This is a genomic window from Sorangium sp. So ce185 (assembly GCF_051526825.1).
Classification (GTDB): Bacteria; Myxococcota_A; Polyangia; order Polyangiales; family Polyangiaceae; genus Sorangium; species Sorangium cellulosum_D.
Map to the genome: position 1 here is coordinate 6287372 of NZ_CP150316.1, position 15662 is coordinate 6303033.

Here is a 15662-nt window from a genome sequence, read left to right on the forward strand (position 1 = left end):
ACCGCGAAATGGTACACGGGCACCCCGGCCTCCGACCACGAAACGGGGAAAAGCACAAATCCGCGCGCCCGTTCGCCAGCGCGCGGCCGCGCTCTCGCACGACACGCGACGCGCTCCCTCCCCTCACCCGAGCCCCGCCAGCGCGGCCCGGGACGCCCCCGCCTCCGGGTGGCGCAGGCGCTCCCGCAACGCCGCCGCCTCGGTCAACAGCTCCCGGCCACGCGCGAGCTGCCCGCCGCGCGCCGCCGCCGCGCGCGCCACGCCCGCCCAGTGCAGCGCGTCCGCCCTCGCCCACGCGTCCTCGCCCGCCCACGCCACCGCGGCGTCCGCGAGCGCCGCCGCGGGCGCCGCCTCCCCCGCGCCGCGGGCCAGCGCGCACCGCGCGGCGACCACCGCGAGCCGCGCGCGGAACGGGCCGAACCCGCACGTCTCCGCCACGTGCAGCCCCTCCTGCGCCTGCCGCGCGCCCTCGTCGGGTCGCCCGGCCGCGAGCGCGAGCCGCGCCGCGAGCTCGTGGCACCGCAGCGCGACCTCCACCTCGCCCGTCGCCGAGGCCCAGCGCCGCGCCTCGACGAGGTGCGCCTCCGCCCGCGCGACGCGGCCGTCGTCCGCGACGCCACCTTCGTCGCCGCCTTCGCCGCCGTCCAGCAGCGCGAGGCCGAGCAGCGTGTGGCCGTGCGCCACGTGGCCCTCCCAGCCCCGCCGCCGGCACTCGGCGATGTTCCGCTCCGTGGCCTCGCGCGCCCTCTCCCGGCGCCCGAGCGCGAGGTCGTGCTCCGCCTCCCAGAGCGCGCGGCGCGCCACCGGCGCGTCGCCGAGCTCCCGCACCCTCGCGAAATGCTCGCCGGCCGCGTCGACCTCGCCGAGGTCGTGCAGCACCGCGGCGAGCAGCGCCGCGATGCGCACCGCCTGGCCGCTGTCCGACGCGCGCACGCCGCTCGTCGCGCCGCGCCGATCGACCTCCGACGCGCGCTCGAGCAGGCGGCGCGCCTCGGTCAGCCGGCCCCGCAGCCGCTCCGTGTACGCCAGCGTGCGCAGGCCGGTCGAGAGCGGCGCGGGATCGGCGAGCGCCCCGGCGATCTCGTTGTGCGCCGCGTAGCAGGCGCACGCGAACGCGAGATCGCCGAGCGCGCCCGCGTAGAGGCCCGCGTCGTACGCGAGCGACGCGCGCACGCGCGCGGGCAGCGAGGCCGGCATGCCGCGGGGGTCGTCGCCGCCGGCGAACGCGCGCAGGATGCGGGCGCCGCGGGCCATGTCGCCGAGCTTGAGCCCGAGGTGCGCGAAGCCGCCGAGGCCGAACGCGTAGATCTCGTACGCCTCGCTCGCGCGCCCGGCGCCGAGCAGCTCGGCGAGGATCGCCTCGTACGCGTCGACCGCCCGGCGCTCCCGCGGCGCCCGGCGCGGCGCCTCGTCGAGGCGCGGCGGCGGCGCGGCGCTCCCCGCGGCGTGGATGCGATCCGGCGGGACGGCGAGCAGCGACTTGAAGTGCTGCCGCACGAAGGGGTGCGTCGAGTAACAGAGCTCGCCCTGCCGCGCCGCGAACACGAGCCCCAGCCGCTCGAGCCGCGCGAGCCCGCGGGCGAGCTCCGCGGCGCCCCACCCCGCCATGGCGCCCGCGATCTCGCCGCCGGCCCGGATCAGCTGGAGCAGCGCCGCCTCGCTCGCGCCGCCCGGGAACACCGAGAGGCGCGCGAGCAGGTCCCGCTCGCCCGGGGGCAGCGCGCGCGCGTAGGCCGACAGCACCGAGCTCAGACGGCGGGCGAGGACGTCGTCGCGCTCGGCCTCGGCGAGGTGCGCCGCGCCCGCCGCGGAGAGCCGGGCCGCGTCGCCGCCGAGGAACGCGCCGACGTAGGAGCCGACCACGGCGACCGAGAGCGCGTGGCCGCCGGTCTGCTCGAACAGCGCGCGGAGGGCGTCGCCGTCGCCGCGGATGCCCCAGCGGCGCAGGAGCGACGCGGCGTCGCCCTCGCCGAGCGGCTCCGGCCGGATCGTCGCGAGCCCGCCGTCGGCCCAGGCGGCGAGGTCCGCGAGCTCGAAGCGCGACGTGACGAGCGCGCGCGCGCCGCCGAGCCCCGCGGCGATCGCGCAGAGCAGCCGGCGGAGGAGCGCGTCGTGGAGCTCGCCGTGCGCGCGGCCGGCGCCCCCCTCGGCCTGCACGGTCTCGAGGCCGTCGAGCACGAGCAGGTGCGGCGGGCCTTGCCCCAGCGCTTCCTTGAGGCGCGCGAGCTGCTCGCCGGGCGCCGCCGGGGCCCGCGGCGCCGCCGCGCCGGACGCGCCGGGGCCCGGCGCGAAGTACGCCGCCGCCTGGTCGAGGAACGCCTCGGTCCTGGGGTCGTCGTAGAAGCTCCAGACGAGCACCCCGCCGGGACGCGGGGCGTCGCCGAGCCCCTGGAGGAAGCGCTCGGCGATGGAGGTCTTGCCGGCGCCGCCGACGCCGAGGAGCGCGAGCACCGGGGGCGAGGGCGGCGAGGCGGCGGCCCACGCGGCGAGCCGGTCGAGGATCTCGCCGCGCCCGACGAAGTGCCGGGCCCGCTGGAGCGTGTGCGCGTGCAGCGGGCGCCACGCCGGGGCGGCGCCCTGCGCGGCGGCAGGCGCGATGGGCGGGGCCTGCGCCTCGGCTGCGGCGGCTGCGCCGGCGGGCGCCTCCTCGGCCCTGGCGGCCGCCTCCTCGGCCCCGGCCGGCGCCTCCCCCGCCCCGCTCGCCGCCGCGCCCTCCGCCGCCGGCGCTCCCCCCGCCTCGCCGACGAGCAGGTCCGCCTCCGCGAGGCCGAGCTCGGCGCCGAGCCGCTCGAGGATGCGCCGCCGGGACGGGCTCCGGACCGAGAAGCCGAGCCGCGGGTCGTTGACCGCGCCCGACTCGTAGCGGCGGTAGGTCCGCACGTCGACGCCGATCGACGCGGCGACCTGCTCCTGCGTCAGGTCGAGCTCGAGGCGCGCCCGCAGCAGGAGCGCGTGGTTGAAATGGACCGCGGGCTCCGCGCCTCGGCCCGCCCTGGGGACCTGTGCCATCGCTGCGCGCCCTCGATCATCGGCGATGCCGCGCCGTCCTGTCCACCGCGCTGCCCGGTCCTGCCCGGTCCTGCCCGGTCCCGCCCTTCCGGATCCGGTCCGCCAGGACGCATGGTCGATGCATGAGCACGATGCACGCCGAACGACCCGCCCAGCGAACCTCCACCACCGACGACCTCCGCATCTTCACCGTGACGGACCTCCTGTCCCCCGAGGAGTGCGACGGCTTCATCGCGCGCGCCGAGGCGCACGGCTTCGAGCAGGCGCCGATCGGGGGCGGCAGCGTCATCGACCTCGAGGTGCGCAACAACGGCCGCGTCATGCTGGACGATCCGGCGCTCGCGGCCCGCCTCTGGGAGCGGCTCGCGCCGTGGACGCCGCCGACCTGGGGCGCCCTCCGCGCGGTCGGGCTGAACGAGCGCTTCCGCTACTACCGGTACGCCGAGGGCGAGTACTTCAACTGGCACGGCGACGGGTCGTTCCCGCGATCGGAGATCGAGCGGAGCCTGTTCACCGCGATGATCTACCTGAACGACGAGTTCGAGGGCGGCACGACCGACTTCTGGGGCGGCCAGAGCATCGTCCCGCAGCGCGGGATGGCGCTCGTGTTCGAGCACCGGCGGCTCCACCGGGGCGCCGCGGTGACGCGGGGGCGCAAGTACGTGCTCCGCACCGACGTGATGTACCGGCGCGGCTGACGTCCGGCGCGGCGCGCCCGGCCCCGCGCCGCGCCCTCAGCCCGGCCGCGGCGCGCCCGGCCCCGCGCCGCGCCCTCACCCCGGCCGCGGCGCGCCGGCGAGCGCCTCGGCGAGGCGCGGCAGCACCTCGCCCGCCCGGGCCTCGACCTTGAGCGCGCCGAGCTCCTCGCCGCGCGCGGACCCCAGGTTGACCATCGCGATCGGGATGCCCCGCTGCGCGGCGCGCAGCACGAAGCGGTAGCCCGAGAAGACCGCCAGCGAGGAGCCCACCACGAGGAGCGCCTCCGCCGCGTCGACCAGCGCGAACGCCGCGTCGACGACCGGCCGCGCCACGTTCTCGCCGAAGAAGACGACGCGCGGCTTGAGCGGCCCGTCGCAGCGCAGGCAGGGGGGCGTCTGGAAGCCGGCCACGTGCTCGGCGGGCAGGTCGGCGTCGCCGTCGGGCGCGACGTCGGCCGCGAGCCGCAGCCAGCCGGGGTTCCGCGCGAGGAGCCGCTGCTGGAGGGCGGCGCGCGGCTCCATCGCGCCGCACGCGAGGCACGCGACCTCGGCGAGCGTCCCGTGCAGCTCGATGACGCGGCGGCTGCCGGCGGCCTGGTGGAGGCCGTCGACGTTCTGCGTGATGAGGCCCTCGAGCAGCCCTCCCAGCTCGAGCCGCGCGAGGGCGCGGTGCGCCGGGTTGGGCTCGGCCCGCGAGAACCGCTCCCAGCCGATCACGGCGCGCGCCCAGTAGCGCTGCCGGATCTCGACCGAACTCGAGAACTCCCGCCCCTGGATCGGGTTGCGCGCGCGGCGCCGTGTCTCGGGACCGCGGTAGTCCGGGATGCCGGACTCGGTGCTGCACCCCGCCCCGGTCAGCGCCACGAAGCGCTTGCCGCGCAGGAGCGCGATGAGGTCGTCGACCGGATCCGCGAGGAGCGCATGGCTGAGCGGCATGGGCCCCCGTTTGTGACCCGCCGCCGGGGGCGCCGCCAGCCGCCCGCGCGCCGGCACGACGGCGCACGCCGGCAGGCTCGGCGCCGTCGCGCCGGCATGGCCGGGCCCGGGCGGGAGGGCGAGGCGCGCACGTCGGCGAGCTCGCCGCGCCCTCCCCGATCTGCCGCTGGAGCATGGCCCGGCCCCAGTAACACGAAATACTATATTCGTGCCACTACCTCACCCCGGGTGTGTTATGGGTCGCTCACCTGCTCGCTCCTCCTGTCTTCGACGCTGCTTCGACCGGAGCCGGTCGGCTCGCGATGGCGAGGGAGCCCTGCAGGCGAAGGAGCCCTTGAGGACATGGCGTCTCGACTCACTGGCGCGCTGCGCGCGACGTTCGCTTTTGTGCTGCTGCTCGGTTGTGGTGACGACGATTCCGGCAAGGACGAGGTCGTCGCCGAGGAACCGAACCAGGGTGTCCCTTACCTCGGCGTGGACGGCGAGTTCACGTCGGACCCGCTGGCCCCGGAATGCCCCGACGATCCGCGCAATCCGGGGCGCGTGGCCCTCAAAGAGATGAGAGAGATATCGTTCTACAGCGACCGAGAGGGCGAAATGCCGCTCGCCGAGGGATGCGCGTACTCCTACGAAGGCTTCGCGCCGGATCCCCACTACTTCCCGGAGTCGCCGGAGTCGGTGTGGCTCCAGTTCGCGCTCACCGCCGGCGGGGCCGGCTGCGAGGCTTTCCATTACGTGATCATGCGCCCGCCGCATGGCGAGGGCGGCGCCAAGCACATGCACCTGCGGTACGGAGACGCCGAGTCGAGCTTCACCCAGCTGCTCGACATGAGCCAAGGCGACGAGCAGGACGCCGACGCGTGCAACCCCTGGTGGAGCGCGTACTGCTCGGCCGGGATCGAGGGTTGCGGCGGCTGAGCCTGGGTGAAGATCAGCGGCAGATCCGGCTGCCTCGGGCTCGACCTCGCGCGCTTCCTGAACGAGCGCGGACTCGGGATCGTGTCGCTGGCACGACATTCTTCTCTCGTGGCAGACGTTCATCAGCACGGCCGTAAGCGATAGGCGCACATCATCGCGGCGGTCCGGAGGCAAGGGCGCGCGGCCCGCGCCGCCTCAGCGCCTCGCGGAGCTGCCGCTGAGGAGCCGCTCGACCTCCGCCTCGTGCTCGGGGCACCCGCGGGCGAGGAGCACGATCATCGAGGAGCCGTCGTCCCGCGCCTCACGCGCGAGCACGAACTGGGCGGAGGTCTCGAGCCGCGCGCCGCGCGCGCTCGGGTCCTCCGGCGTCACGCGCACCCGCGCGGCCATAAGCAACCCCTGATGGAACTCGAAGCGCGCGGAGACGGGCGCCCTGGCGGGCGCCGCCTCGCCCCGCGACCACTCGATCGAAGGCCCGACGCAGCCCGGGGCCTCGCCCCAGCGGCCGGCCGGCCCAGCGTCGAAGCGCCGGACGACCTCGCTCGCCGTCATCCCGAGCTCGATCCCATGGATGGCGAAGGCGCCGGTCGCCGGCGGAGCGAAGGAGAGCGCCGTGAGGGTGACGATCCCCAGCGCCGCGGCGATGAACGCGGCGCCGAGCGAGCCGCCCCCCATCCACGCGCCCCGCCCTGCAGTCGGCTCACCTGCGCTTTTCGACCCGCGTAAGGACACGGCGCGCGTCCTCCGTCTCGTAGAAGTCGAAGGCGATGCGGTCGCCGACCTCGATGCCGTCGAGCTGCGACGGGCTCTGGGGCTCGAACGACATCGTCATCGCGCCCATGTAGCCCGGGATGTCGTCGTGCGCGATGTTGACGTAGGCCCGCCCCGGGCCGAGCGAGCGGACGGCGCCCGTCGCGTGGTGGACGCGCGGAGCGGCGGTGGACGCCTTCGAGCACGAGAGCGTGAGGCTCGTCGAGATCGCCGCCCCGAGCAGCAGGGACCGCGCGAGGTGCGCGGCTCGGAGGCGAGAGCGCATCGTTCGATTCATGTCAGCTCCTTCGAGGCCAGTCGCTCCGCGTCGCGGACGAGCTCGTTCATTCGTTCATCATCGCCGATCTGGTAGTAGCCACGGATACGGCCCTGCCCATCGACAAGGACGAACCATTCCCCGTGCATGATCGCGCCGAGCCCGGCCGACGGGTCGGCTCGCTCGAAGCGCACCTTGAATCCCTTCACCACGACGCGGTTCAGCTCCTCGCTCCGGCCGGAGAGGAACGACCAGGCGCCGCGGCCGCTGCTGTAGCGCGCCGCGTACGAGCGCAGCACGTCGGGTGTATCGTTCTCCGGATCCAGCGTGATCGAGATCAGGTGGATGGGGAGCGCCTGTCCGCGCGCCTCGCCGCGCTGGGCCAGCCGCTCCTGGAACGCCGCCATCTGCGCCGAGAGCCTCGGGCACGACACGGGACAGCTCGCATAGAAGAAGTCGACGATCAGCGTCTGACCGCGGAGCGACTCCCGCGTGACGGGGCGGCCGTCCTGGTCCGTCATCGAGAACGGCGGCATCTCGCCGAGCACGGGCGGCGAGGCGGGCGCCTCGCGCGCGCGCGACACCGCACCGAAGACGGCGAGCCCCGCGAGCGCAGAGACCCAGAGCCCGATCTGCACCGGCCGGAGCCGCCCGCGCCGGCGGGCCGGCGCTCCATCGCCGGCCGAGGATGACCCAGGAGACGTGGAGCAGAGAACCTCGTTTGGCATGCGCGCGACAGTAGGAGTTGCAAGGTGGCGCGGGCAATGCGTCACGGTGTCGCATCCCCTCGAACGATGCAGCGATATCTCGGCCTTTGGCGAGCCCGTGGCGGCGCGGGGATGAGCGCGACATCGTGTCGCAGGGCCCTTGCGGCCGCGCGCGCTAGCCTATCTCACCATGATCCAGCGAGAGCGCGGCGCGTTGGCGGATGACCCGGCCCATTCCACTCACGGCGCGCGCGCGGTGGGCTCGCCCCTGCGTCTCCGGCTTCTGCGGGGCTCGCGCGGGCGCCGCGCGGCGGCGCTGGCCGCCGCCATCGCGGGCGTCGCGCTCAGCGGCAGGGCCGAGCCGGCGACGCCCGGCGAGGCCGCCACCGAGCTCGTCGACTCGACCCCCGCGCCCGGCGAGAAGGCGCTCGCGGCGCGCCTGCTCGCGCCTTGTTGCTGGAATCAGACGCTCGATGTGCACGAATCCCCGGTAGCGAGCGATCTTCGTCGCGAGATCCGCGCCCGCCTCCGCCGGGGAGAGGCCGTCGACGCGATCGAACAGGACCTCGTCGTTCGTTATGGCGACCGCCTCCGCGCGGCGCCTTCGTCCGGCGTCCTCGGCAAGGTCGCGCTGGCATTGATGCTGGGCATCGCGGCGACCTTCCTCGGGGTCTTCGCCCTGCTGCGCTCGTGGAGGCGCGGCGCCGCGCAGCCAACCCCGCCGAGCGGCGCCGCCGCGGCGGCCGTTCGCGACGAGGTTGACGAGTATGACGAGCGCCTCGACGACGAGCTCCGGGCGCGCGACGCGTGAGCGCACCTTGCGCCGGGAGCCGGTCGTCGCTCGCCTCGTCCGGCTCCCACCACAACATCTCGCTTGACCTGCGCCTCGCACCGCAATATGTAGTGCCTCGTGTTGGTGCCCTTGGCTTCGGCCCAGGGCTCAAAAGGGAACCCGGTGCGAATCCGGGGCTGCCCCGCAGCGGTAAGCGAGAACGATCTCCACGACGCGCACTGGCCCTCGGGCTGGGAAGCGGTGGACCGTAGGAAGCCGGCGAGAGCCGGAGCGCTCGCGAGCCCGAAGACCTGCCAACATCCTGCGTCGGGGAGACATCCCGCGCCGGTTTGACCTGGAAGCCTCGAGGGAGGCGGGGAGGTCCGAGCTGGCGCTGATTCTCGCGCTCGTCCCGGTTCCGACCCCCTCCCGCGTTGTCTTCCTTTCGTCCGCGGGGGCGAGCGGTCGGTCCGAGGGCTCTCTCCAGGAGAGCCTGCGCGCTCGCGCGCATCGGCTGGCTTCTTCGCTCTCGCGATCTCGACGCGAGCGGTCCGGGACCGCTCCGAACGAAGCTCGACGAGGAGGATTGCCATGCTGAGCGACACGGTGACGACGGGCAACGGCGCGGCGCCGTCGCGGGTGCGGAGCGCGAGGGGCGGAGGCGCGGAGGAGGCGCTCCCGCACACGACGATGCGGGTGAAGAAGCGCGACGGGTCGAGCGAGCCCGTCGACGTCAACAAGATCGTCCGGGCCGTGAGCCGCTGCTGCGCGGCGCTGTCCGACGTGGACGCGCTCCGCGTCGCCACAAAGACCATCAGCGGACTCTACGACGGCGCGACGACGCGGGAGCTCGACAAGCTCTCCATCCAGACCGCGGCGTCGCTCATCGCCGAGGAGCCCCAGTATGCGAAGCTCGCGGCGCGCCTGCTCGCCACCTATATCGACAAGGAGGTCCGCAACCAGGAGATCCACGCCTTCTCGCAGTCCGTCGCCGCCGGGCGGCGGCTCGGCCTCATCAACGAGCGGCTCCACGGCTTCGTGGCGCAGAACGCCCGCAAGCTGAACGACGCGATCGAGCCGGGGCGCGATCACGAGCTCGAGTATTTCGGGCTGCGGACCCTCTACGATCGCTACCTCCTCAAGCACCCCGAGACGCGCCTCGTCATCGAGACGCCGCAGCAGTTCTTCCTGCGCGTCGCCTGCGCGCTGTCCGAGACGGCGGCGCAGGCCATCGAGCTTTATCAGACCTTCTCCTCGCTCGACTACCTCCCGAGCTCGCCCACGCTGTTCAACGCCGGGACGGCCCACGAGCAGCTCTCGAGCTGCTTCCTCCTCGACTCGCCCGAGGACCACCTCGAGACCATCTACCAGCGCTACACCGACGTCGCGATGCTCTCGAAGTTCTCGGGGGGTATCGGCCTCGCCTATCACCGCGTGCGGTCCCGCGGCTCGCTCATCGAGAGCACCAACGGGCACTCGAGCGGGATCGTGCCGTGGCTCAAGACGCTCGACGCGTCCGTCGCGGCCGTGAACCAGGGCGGCAAGCGCAAGGGCGCCTGCTGCGTGTACCTCGAGCCGTGGCACGCCGACGTCGAGGAGTTCCTCGCGCTGCGCGACAATACGGGCGACGAGGCCGCGCGCACGCACAACCTGAACCTCGCCAACTGGGTCCCGGACCTGTTCATGAAGCGGGTCGAGGCGGACGGCGAATGGAGCCTGTTCGATCCCAAGGACGTGCCCGATCTCTGCGACCTCTACGGCGACGAGTTCGAGCGCCGTTATGCCGAGGCCGAGGGGGCGGGGCTCGCCAAGAAGACGATGAAGGCGCGCGAGCTCTACGCGCGGATGATGCGGACGCTCGCGCAGACCGGCAACGGCTGGATGACGTTCAAGGACAAGGCGAACCGCGCCTGCAACCAGACGGCGCTGCCGGGCCGGGTCGTGCACCTCTCGAACCTCTGCACCGAGATCCTGGAGGTGACCTCGAAGGAGGAGACGGCGGTCTGCAATCTCGGCTCGATCAACCTCGCGCGCCACACGGTCGCGCGCGCGGACGGCACCGTCGCGTTCGATTTCGACAAGCTCGCCCGCACGGTGCGGACGGCGATCCGCCAGCTCGACCGCGTCATCGACCTCAACTACTATCCCATCGATTCTACGCGGCGCTCGAACCTCCGCTGGCGGCCCGTGGGGCTCGGGCTCATGGGCTTGCAGGACGTGTTCTTCCAGATGCGCCTGCCCTTCGACGCCGGGGCCGCGCGGGAGCTCTCGAGGCGGATCTCCGAGGAGGTGTATTATCACGCGCTCTCGACGTCCGCGGACCTCGCCGCCGAGAAGGGGCGCCACCCGGCCTTCGACGAGACGCGCGCGGCGCGCGGCGAGCTCCAGCTCGACGCGTGGGGGGTCGTGCCGGAAGACGCGGCGCGCTGGGAGGCGCTCCGCGCGCGCGTCCGCGCCGAGGGGCTGCGGAACTCGCTGCTCGTCGCGATCGCGCCGACCGCCACGATCGCCTCGATCGCGGGCTGCTACGAGTGCATCGAGCCGCAGGTGTCGAACCTGTTCAAGCGCGAGACGCTGTCCGGGGACTTCCTGCAGGTGAACCGTTACCTCGTCGCGGAGCTCAAGCGGCGCGGCGCCTGGAACGACGCGGTGCGCGCCCGGCTCAAGCTCGCCGAGGGCTCGGTCCAGGGGCTCGAGGGGCTGCCGGAGGAGGTCCGCGCCGTGTACCGGACGGCGTGGGAGATCCCGATGCGCTCGCTCATCGACATGGCCGCGGAGCGCGGCGCCTTCATCGACCAGAGCCAGTCGCTGAACCTCTTCGTCGAGAACCCCACCATCGGCCAGCTCTCGAGCATGTACTTCCACGCATGGAAGAAGGGGCTCAAGACGACCTATTACCTGCGCTCGCGCCCCGCGACGCGCATCGCCAAGACCACCGTGGACGCGGCGCCGGACCTCGCGCCTCTGCCGGCGAAGGCAGCCGCGGACGTGGCGTGCGCGCTCGAGAACCCCGAGGCGTGCGAGGCCTGCCAGTGAGCCGCGTGAGCCGCCCCGCGCGCCTGCTCGACCCGGGCCTCTGCCTCACGCTGCGCCCGATGGCCTATCCGGCCTTCTTCGACATGTACCGCGCCGCCATCAAGAACACGTGGACGGTCGAGGAGGTCGATTTCTCGACGGACGTGGGCGACCTGCGGAGGATGACCGGCGCCGAGCGCCACCTCGTGCAGCGCCTCGTCGCGTTCTTCGCCACCGGAGACTCCATCGTGGCGAACAACCTCGTGCTCAACCTGTACAGGCACATCAACGCCCCCGAAGCGCGGATGTACCTGTCGCGGCAGCTCTATGAAGAGGCGCTGCACGTCCAGTTCTACCTGACGCTCCTCGACACGTACATCCCCGATCCGGAGGACCGCCACCGCGCCTTCGCCGCCGTCGAGAGCATCCCGTCGATCCGGAAGAAGGCCGACTTCTGCATGCGCTGGCTCGACTCCATCGCGTCGCTGGATCGGCTGGAGTCGCGCGCCGAGAGGCGGCAGTTCCTCCTGAACCTCGTCTGCTTCGCCGCGTGCGTCGAGGGGCTCTTCTTCTTCGGCGCGTTCGCGTACGTGTACTTCCTGCGCTCGCGCGGCCTGCTGCACGGGCTCGCCGCGGGGACGAGCTGGGTGTTCCGCGACGAGAGCGCGCACATGCGCTTCGCCTTCGAGGTCGTGAGCGCGGTGCGGCGCGAGGAGCCCGAGCTCTTCGACGCCGGCCTCTCGCGATCCATCCTCGACATGATGGATGAGGCCATCGACTGCGAGGCCCAGTTCGCGGAGGATCTGCTCGGCGCCGGCGTCGCGGGCCTGTCGGCGCGCGACGTGCGCGGCTACCTCGAGTTCTGCGCGGACCAGCGGCTCGTCACGCTCGGCATGCCGAGGCGCTACGGGGCGAAGAACCCGCTGTCCTTCATGGATCTGCAGGACGTCCAGGAGGTCACGAATTTCTTCGAGCGCCGCGTGTCGGCGTATCAGGTCGGCGTCTCCGGGGACGTCGTCCTCGACGCGTCCTTCTGACGCCGAGCGGATCGAGGTCGGGCCCCCCTCGCGGTCCCTGTAAGCGAGGCCGCTCCCCACCTCCACGCCGGCACGTCAAGCTTTCTGTAGTTCAGCGCACATCTCAGACGCGACCTTGCTGGTCTCCATGCGCGGCGCTCGCCTCGGCGACCTGACGCGACCTGGACGCCCGCTGCACCGGCCCGTCCCCAGGCCCACGTGCGAGCGGGCCCCGGGCCGGCATCGGGAAATCTTGACAGTTCTTATTGAACGTGGCATCAGTCATTTGAAACTGATTTTCCTTATCATGTTTCTGTAGCGGCCCGCGACTTCACGTCCAGAGCCCGATGAACCGAGCCCACGCGGCTCTCGAAGCCCATCGGAGCTGGATGTGACGACGTGCCCATTTCGACGTTCGCGCCGATGCCGCGCCTCGACGCCCTCACGGGCGGAGCGCGTGCGCCGTCGCGCCGCACCTCCGTCCCATGAGACGCGCGGCGCGCCGTGTCCCGGGCGCGCGGGCGGCGCGGGCCACCGTGCGCCGCCGCGCTAGCGCCGGAAGCGCTGCCGCCGCCGCGCGGTGACGGACAGGCGCTCTTGCGCGCGCGCCGCGCCGCGGGCGCCCCCCGATTCCACACCTTTCAAGGAGTGTTCGATGAATTCCTTCTCGATGCCGGCTGCCGTCGCTCATCCCTTGTCGAACGCCGGGCAGATCCTCAAGCAATACACCCCCGAATCGGCGTTCTTCTTCGCGTCGCCGACGCGCACGCTCCTCGCGCAGGGCGTGCACGACATGATCCTCGAGACGATCGGCACCGACCGCGGCGAGCGCCTCTCGGACCGCATCACCCGGGTGCTCGCGGCGCAGGGGCGGGCGGGCCACGGCGTCCCCATGGCGGTCGGCGCGGTGCCGTTCAACAGCACCTCGCCCGCGCACCTCATCGTGCCGAAGACGATCCAGAGCGCCGGGCCGCTGAGCGCCGCGGCCGACGCGCTCAGGCCCCAGCCGCAGGCTTCCCTCCAGACGCTGCGGAAGGTCCCCGAGCCCCGCGATTACGTGCGCGGCGTCGAGCTGGCCGTGGGCCTGATGCGGAACGAGGCGCTGAGCAAGGTGGTCCTCTCCAGGATGCTGGAGATGACGTTGCGAGAGGCGGTCGACCTCCGCGCCGTCCTGCAGCGCCTCTCGCAGCAGAACCGGAGCGGCTACACCTTCGCCGCCAACCTCTCCGATCCGATGGCGGGCCTGTCCGGCTCGGAGCGCGGCCCGAGCTCGCGGCCGCGGACGCTGATCGGCGCGAGCCCCGAGCTGCTCCTGTCCCGCTCCGGGCTCCGGGTGGTCGCCAACCCGCTGGCTGGCTCCGCGATCCGCAGCCCGGATCCGGACGAGGACCGGCGGCGCGCCATCGCCCTGCTCGCGTCCGAGAAGGACCGGCACGAGCACGCGATCGTGGTCGACGCCGTCGCCGCCGCGCTCCGGCCGTTCTGCAGGCACCTGAGCGTCCCCGAGGAGCCGTCGCTCACGCAGACGGCGAACCTGTGGCACCTGTCCAGCCGGCTCACGGGCGAGCTCCGCGATCTCTCGATCTCCTCGATGAGGCTCGCCGCCGCGCTGCACCCGACCCCCGCGGTGTGCGGATACCCCACCGAGCGCGCCCGCGCCGCCATCGAGGCGCTCGAGCCCTTCGATCGCGGGTTCTTCACGGGCCTCGTGGGCTGGTGCGATGCCGCCGGAGACGGCGAGTGGGCCGTCGTCATCCGCTGCGCCGACGTCGCCGGGCGGGCGCTCCGGCTCTACGCCGGGGCCGGGATCGTCGTCGGCTCCGAAGGCCAGCGCGAGCTCGACGAGACGTCCGCCAAGCTCCGCACGATGCTCAACGCGCTCGGCCTCGACCAGGCGCCGGAGATCGGGTGATGCCCGCGGACGAAGGCCGACAGGCGCTCTCCGGCTGGACCCCTTGGCCGCCCGAGGTGGCCGAGCTCTACCGGCGCGAAGGCTACTGGCGCGGCGAGACGTTCGGGGACCTGCTCCGCGAGCGGGCCGCGCAGCACCCGCACCGGATCGCCCTCGTCGGCGACGATCGCCGGCTGAGCTACGGTGAGCTCGATCGGCGCGCCGACCGCCTCGCCGCGGGCCTCCTGCGCCTCGGGATCCAGCCGCGGGATCGCGTGGTGGTCCAGCTCCCGAACATCGTGGAGTTCTTCGAGGTGTGCTTTGCGCTGTTCCGCCTCGGCGCCCTCCCCGTCCTCGCGCTGCCCGCCCACCGGCGCGCCGAGATCACGTATTTCTGCGAGCACACGGAGGCGGTCGCCTACGTCGTCGCCGACCGGGACGGCGGGTTCGATTACCGGGAGCTGGCGAGTCAGGTCCGGCGGGACGTGAAGACCTTGAAGCACGTCCTCGTGGCCGGCCAGCCCGGCGAGCACACCGCGCTCGAGGGCGTGTACGCCGAGCCCGTGGAGCTGCCGAGCCCCGCGGCGGGCGACGTGGCCTTCTTCCAGCTCTCCGGCGGGAGCACCGGAGTGCCCAAGCTGATCCCGCGGACGCACGACGATTATCTCTACAGCGTGCGGGCCAGCGCGGAGATCTGCGCGCTCGACGCGGGCAGCGTGTACCTGGCCGTCCTGCCCGTCGCGCACAATTTCACCCTGAGCTCGCCGGGGAGCCTCGGCGCGCTCTGCGCCGGCGGCCGCGTGGTGCTCAGCCGCCGTCCCAGCCCGGACGAGGCGTTCCCGTGGATCGAGCGGGAGAAGGTCACGATCACCGCGCTCGTGCCGCCGCTCGCCGCGCTGTGGCTGGAGTCGGCCCGGGCGGCGCGCCACGACCTGTCGAGCTTGAAGGTGCTCCAGGTGGGCGGCGCCAAGCTCGCCGCGGAGGTGGCGCGCCGGGTCCGGCCGACGCTGGGCTGCGCCCTGCAACAGGTGTTCGGGATGGCCGAGGGGCTTGTCAACTATACCCGCCTCGACGATCCCGAGGAGATCACGAGTGAGACCCAGGGCCGGCCCATCTCGCCCCACGACGAGGTCCGCGTCGTGGACGACGAGGACCGCGACGTCGAGGACGGGCAGGTCGGTCACCTGCTCACGCGCGGGCCTTACACGATCCGCGGCTATTACAAGGCAGACGCGCACAACGCGAAGGCGTTCACGCGCGACGGCTTCTACCGCACGGGCGATCTCGTGCGGCGCACGCCGTCGGGCTACCTGGTCGTCGAGGGCCGCGCAAAGGACCAGATCAACCGCGGCGGCGAGAAGATCGCGGCCGAGGAGGTCGAGAACCACGTCCTCGCCCACCCGGCCGTGCGCGACGCGGCGCTCGTGGCCATGCCGGACGAGCGGCTCGGCGAGCGGTCGTGCGCGTTCCTCGTGCCCCGCGGGCAGCCGCCGGCCGCGCGCGAGATCAACGCCTTCCTGCGCGAGCGCGGGGTCGCTCCGTACAAGGTGCCCGATCGCATCGAGTGGCTCGACACGCTCCCGACGACGAGCGTCGGCAAGGTGGACAAGAAGGCGCTCCGCAAGTGGATCGCCGATCGGCTCGCGCAGGGCGCCGTGCGCTGAAGCGCGGCG

Annotated in this window: 12 protein-coding genes and 1 riboswitch; of the genes, 7 read left to right on the top strand and 5 right to left on the bottom strand. The window is 73.2% G+C overall.

All coding sequences use genetic code 11. The features are described from left to right. Positions 1-123 precede the first annotated feature (123 nt). Complete coding sequence (locus WMF26_RS23060; RefSeq protein ID WP_438002053.1) at positions 124-3009, bottom strand: helix-turn-helix domain-containing protein; 2886 nt, start codon at positions 3007-3009, stop codon at positions 124-126. 122 nt (positions 3010-3131) lie between these two features. Between WMF26_RS23060 and WMF26_RS23065 the strand changes: the two genes are divergently transcribed. Continuing rightward, positions 3132-3707 (top strand): 2OG-Fe(II) oxygenase, encoded by a 576-nt coding sequence (locus WMF26_RS23065; RefSeq protein WP_438002054.1) that lies wholly within the window; start codon positions 3132-3134, stop codon positions 3705-3707. Positions 3708-3782: 75 nt separating this feature from the next. Here the strand turns inward: WMF26_RS23065 and WMF26_RS23070 are convergent, their stop codons facing one another. Further along, positions 3783-4643, bottom strand: coding sequence for an NAD-dependent protein deacetylase (locus WMF26_RS23070; protein WP_438002055.1), 861 nt, complete (start codon positions 4641-4643; stop codon positions 3783-3785). Positions 4644-4985: 342 nt separating this feature from the next. Between WMF26_RS23070 and WMF26_RS23075 the strand changes: the two genes are divergently transcribed. Continuing rightward, positions 4986-5561, top strand: coding sequence for a hypothetical protein (locus WMF26_RS23075; protein ID WP_438002056.1), 576 nt, complete (start codon positions 4986-4988; stop codon positions 5559-5561). A 195-nt stretch (positions 5562-5756) separates the two neighbouring features. On the opposite strand, the gene WMF26_RS23080 is transcribed toward WMF26_RS23075, so the two are convergent. The 3 genes from WMF26_RS23080 to WMF26_RS23090 are packed head-to-tail and all read right to left on the bottom strand — an operon-like array spanning position 5757 to position 7226. Then, a complete protein-coding gene (locus tag WMF26_RS23080) occupies positions 5757-6236 on the bottom strand; it encodes a hypothetical protein (RefSeq protein ID WP_438002057.1) in 480 nt (159 codons plus the stop codon). Between the two features lie 25 nt (positions 6237-6261). Next, entirely contained in the window at positions 6262-6609 is a 348-nt protein-coding gene (locus tag WMF26_RS23085; RefSeq protein ID WP_437948292.1) for a copper-binding protein, read from the bottom strand. Then, positions 6606-7226 (bottom strand): SCO family protein, encoded by a 621-nt coding sequence (locus WMF26_RS23090; RefSeq protein ID WP_438002058.1) that lies wholly within the window; start codon positions 7224-7226, stop codon positions 6606-6608. Before WMF26_RS23090 ends, WMF26_RS23085 begins: the two co-directional genes overlap by 4 nt. 259 nt (positions 7227-7485) lie before the next feature. Here WMF26_RS23090 and WMF26_RS23095 point away from each other — a divergent pair, with 259 nt between their 5' ends. The 5 genes from WMF26_RS23095 (at position 7486) to WMF26_RS23115 (ending at position 15653) form a co-directional block, all read left to right on the top strand. Then, a complete protein-coding gene (locus tag WMF26_RS23095) occupies positions 7486-8106 on the top strand; it encodes a cytochrome c-type biogenesis protein (protein WP_438002059.1) in 621 nt (206 codons plus the stop codon). An 86-nt stretch (positions 8107-8192) separates the two neighbouring features. Continuing rightward, positions 8193-8400, top strand: a riboswitch (cobalamin riboswitch). 258 nt (positions 8401-8658) lie between these two features. After that, a complete protein-coding gene (locus WMF26_RS23100; protein ID WP_438002060.1) occupies positions 8659-11103 on the top strand; it encodes a ribonucleoside-diphosphate reductase subunit alpha in 2445 nt (814 codons plus the stop codon). A 59-nt stretch (positions 11104-11162) separates the two neighbouring features. Further along, positions 11163-12119 carry a ribonucleotide-diphosphate reductase subunit beta gene (locus tag WMF26_RS23105; RefSeq protein ID WP_438002436.1) on the top strand — a complete coding sequence of 319 codons (957 nt, stop codon included), beginning with the start codon at positions 11163-11165 and terminating at the stop codon, positions 12117-12119. 634 nt (positions 12120-12753) lie between these two features. Continuing rightward, on the top strand, positions 12754-14010 hold the full coding sequence (gene dhbC, locus WMF26_RS23110; protein ID WP_437339177.1) for an isochorismate synthase DhbC: 1257 nt from the start codon (positions 12754-12756) through the stop codon (positions 14008-14010). Beyond that, positions 14010-15653: a (2,3-dihydroxybenzoyl)adenylate synthase gene (locus WMF26_RS23115; protein ID WP_438002061.1), complete on the top strand. Its 1644-nt coding sequence runs from the start codon at positions 14010-14012 to the stop codon at positions 15651-15653. Before dhbC ends, WMF26_RS23115 begins: the two co-directional genes overlap by 1 nt. Positions 15654-15662 lie beyond the last annotated feature (9 nt).

Coding starts and splice junctions, on each gene's coding strand:
- WMF26_RS23060 (WP_438002053.1), bottom strand. CDS start 3,009: ATGGCACAGGTCCCCAGGGCGGGCCGAGGCGCGGAGCCCGCGGTCCAT.
- WMF26_RS23065 (WP_438002054.1), top strand. CDS start 3,132: ATGAGCACGATGCACGCCGAACGACCCGCCCAGCGAACCTCCACCACC.
- WMF26_RS23070 (WP_438002055.1), bottom strand. CDS start 4,643: ATGCCGCTCAGCCATGCGCTCCTCGCGGATCCGGTCGACGACCTCATC.
- WMF26_RS23075 (WP_438002056.1), top strand. CDS start 4,986: ATGGCGTCTCGACTCACTGGCGCGCTGCGCGCGACGTTCGCTTTTGTG.
- WMF26_RS23080 (WP_438002057.1), bottom strand. CDS start 6,236: ATGGGGGGCGGCTCGCTCGGCGCCGCGTTCATCGCCGCGGCGCTGGGG.
- WMF26_RS23085 (WP_437948292.1), bottom strand. CDS start 6,609: ATGAATCGAACGATGCGCTCTCGCCTCCGAGCCGCGCACCTCGCGCGG.
- WMF26_RS23095 (WP_438002059.1), top strand. CDS start 7,486: ATGATCCAGCGAGAGCGCGGCGCGTTGGCGGATGACCCGGCCCATTCC.
- WMF26_RS23100 (WP_438002060.1), top strand. CDS start 8,659: ATGCTGAGCGACACGGTGACGACGGGCAACGGCGCGGCGCCGTCGCGG.
- WMF26_RS23105 (WP_438002436.1), top strand. CDS start 11,163: ATGGCCTATCCGGCCTTCTTCGACATGTACCGCGCCGCCATCAAGAAC.
- dhbC (WP_437339177.1), top strand. CDS start 12,754: ATGAATTCCTTCTCGATGCCGGCTGCCGTCGCTCATCCCTTGTCGAAC.
- WMF26_RS23115 (WP_438002061.1), top strand. CDS start 14,010: ATGCCCGCGGACGAAGGCCGACAGGCGCTCTCCGGCTGGACCCCTTGG.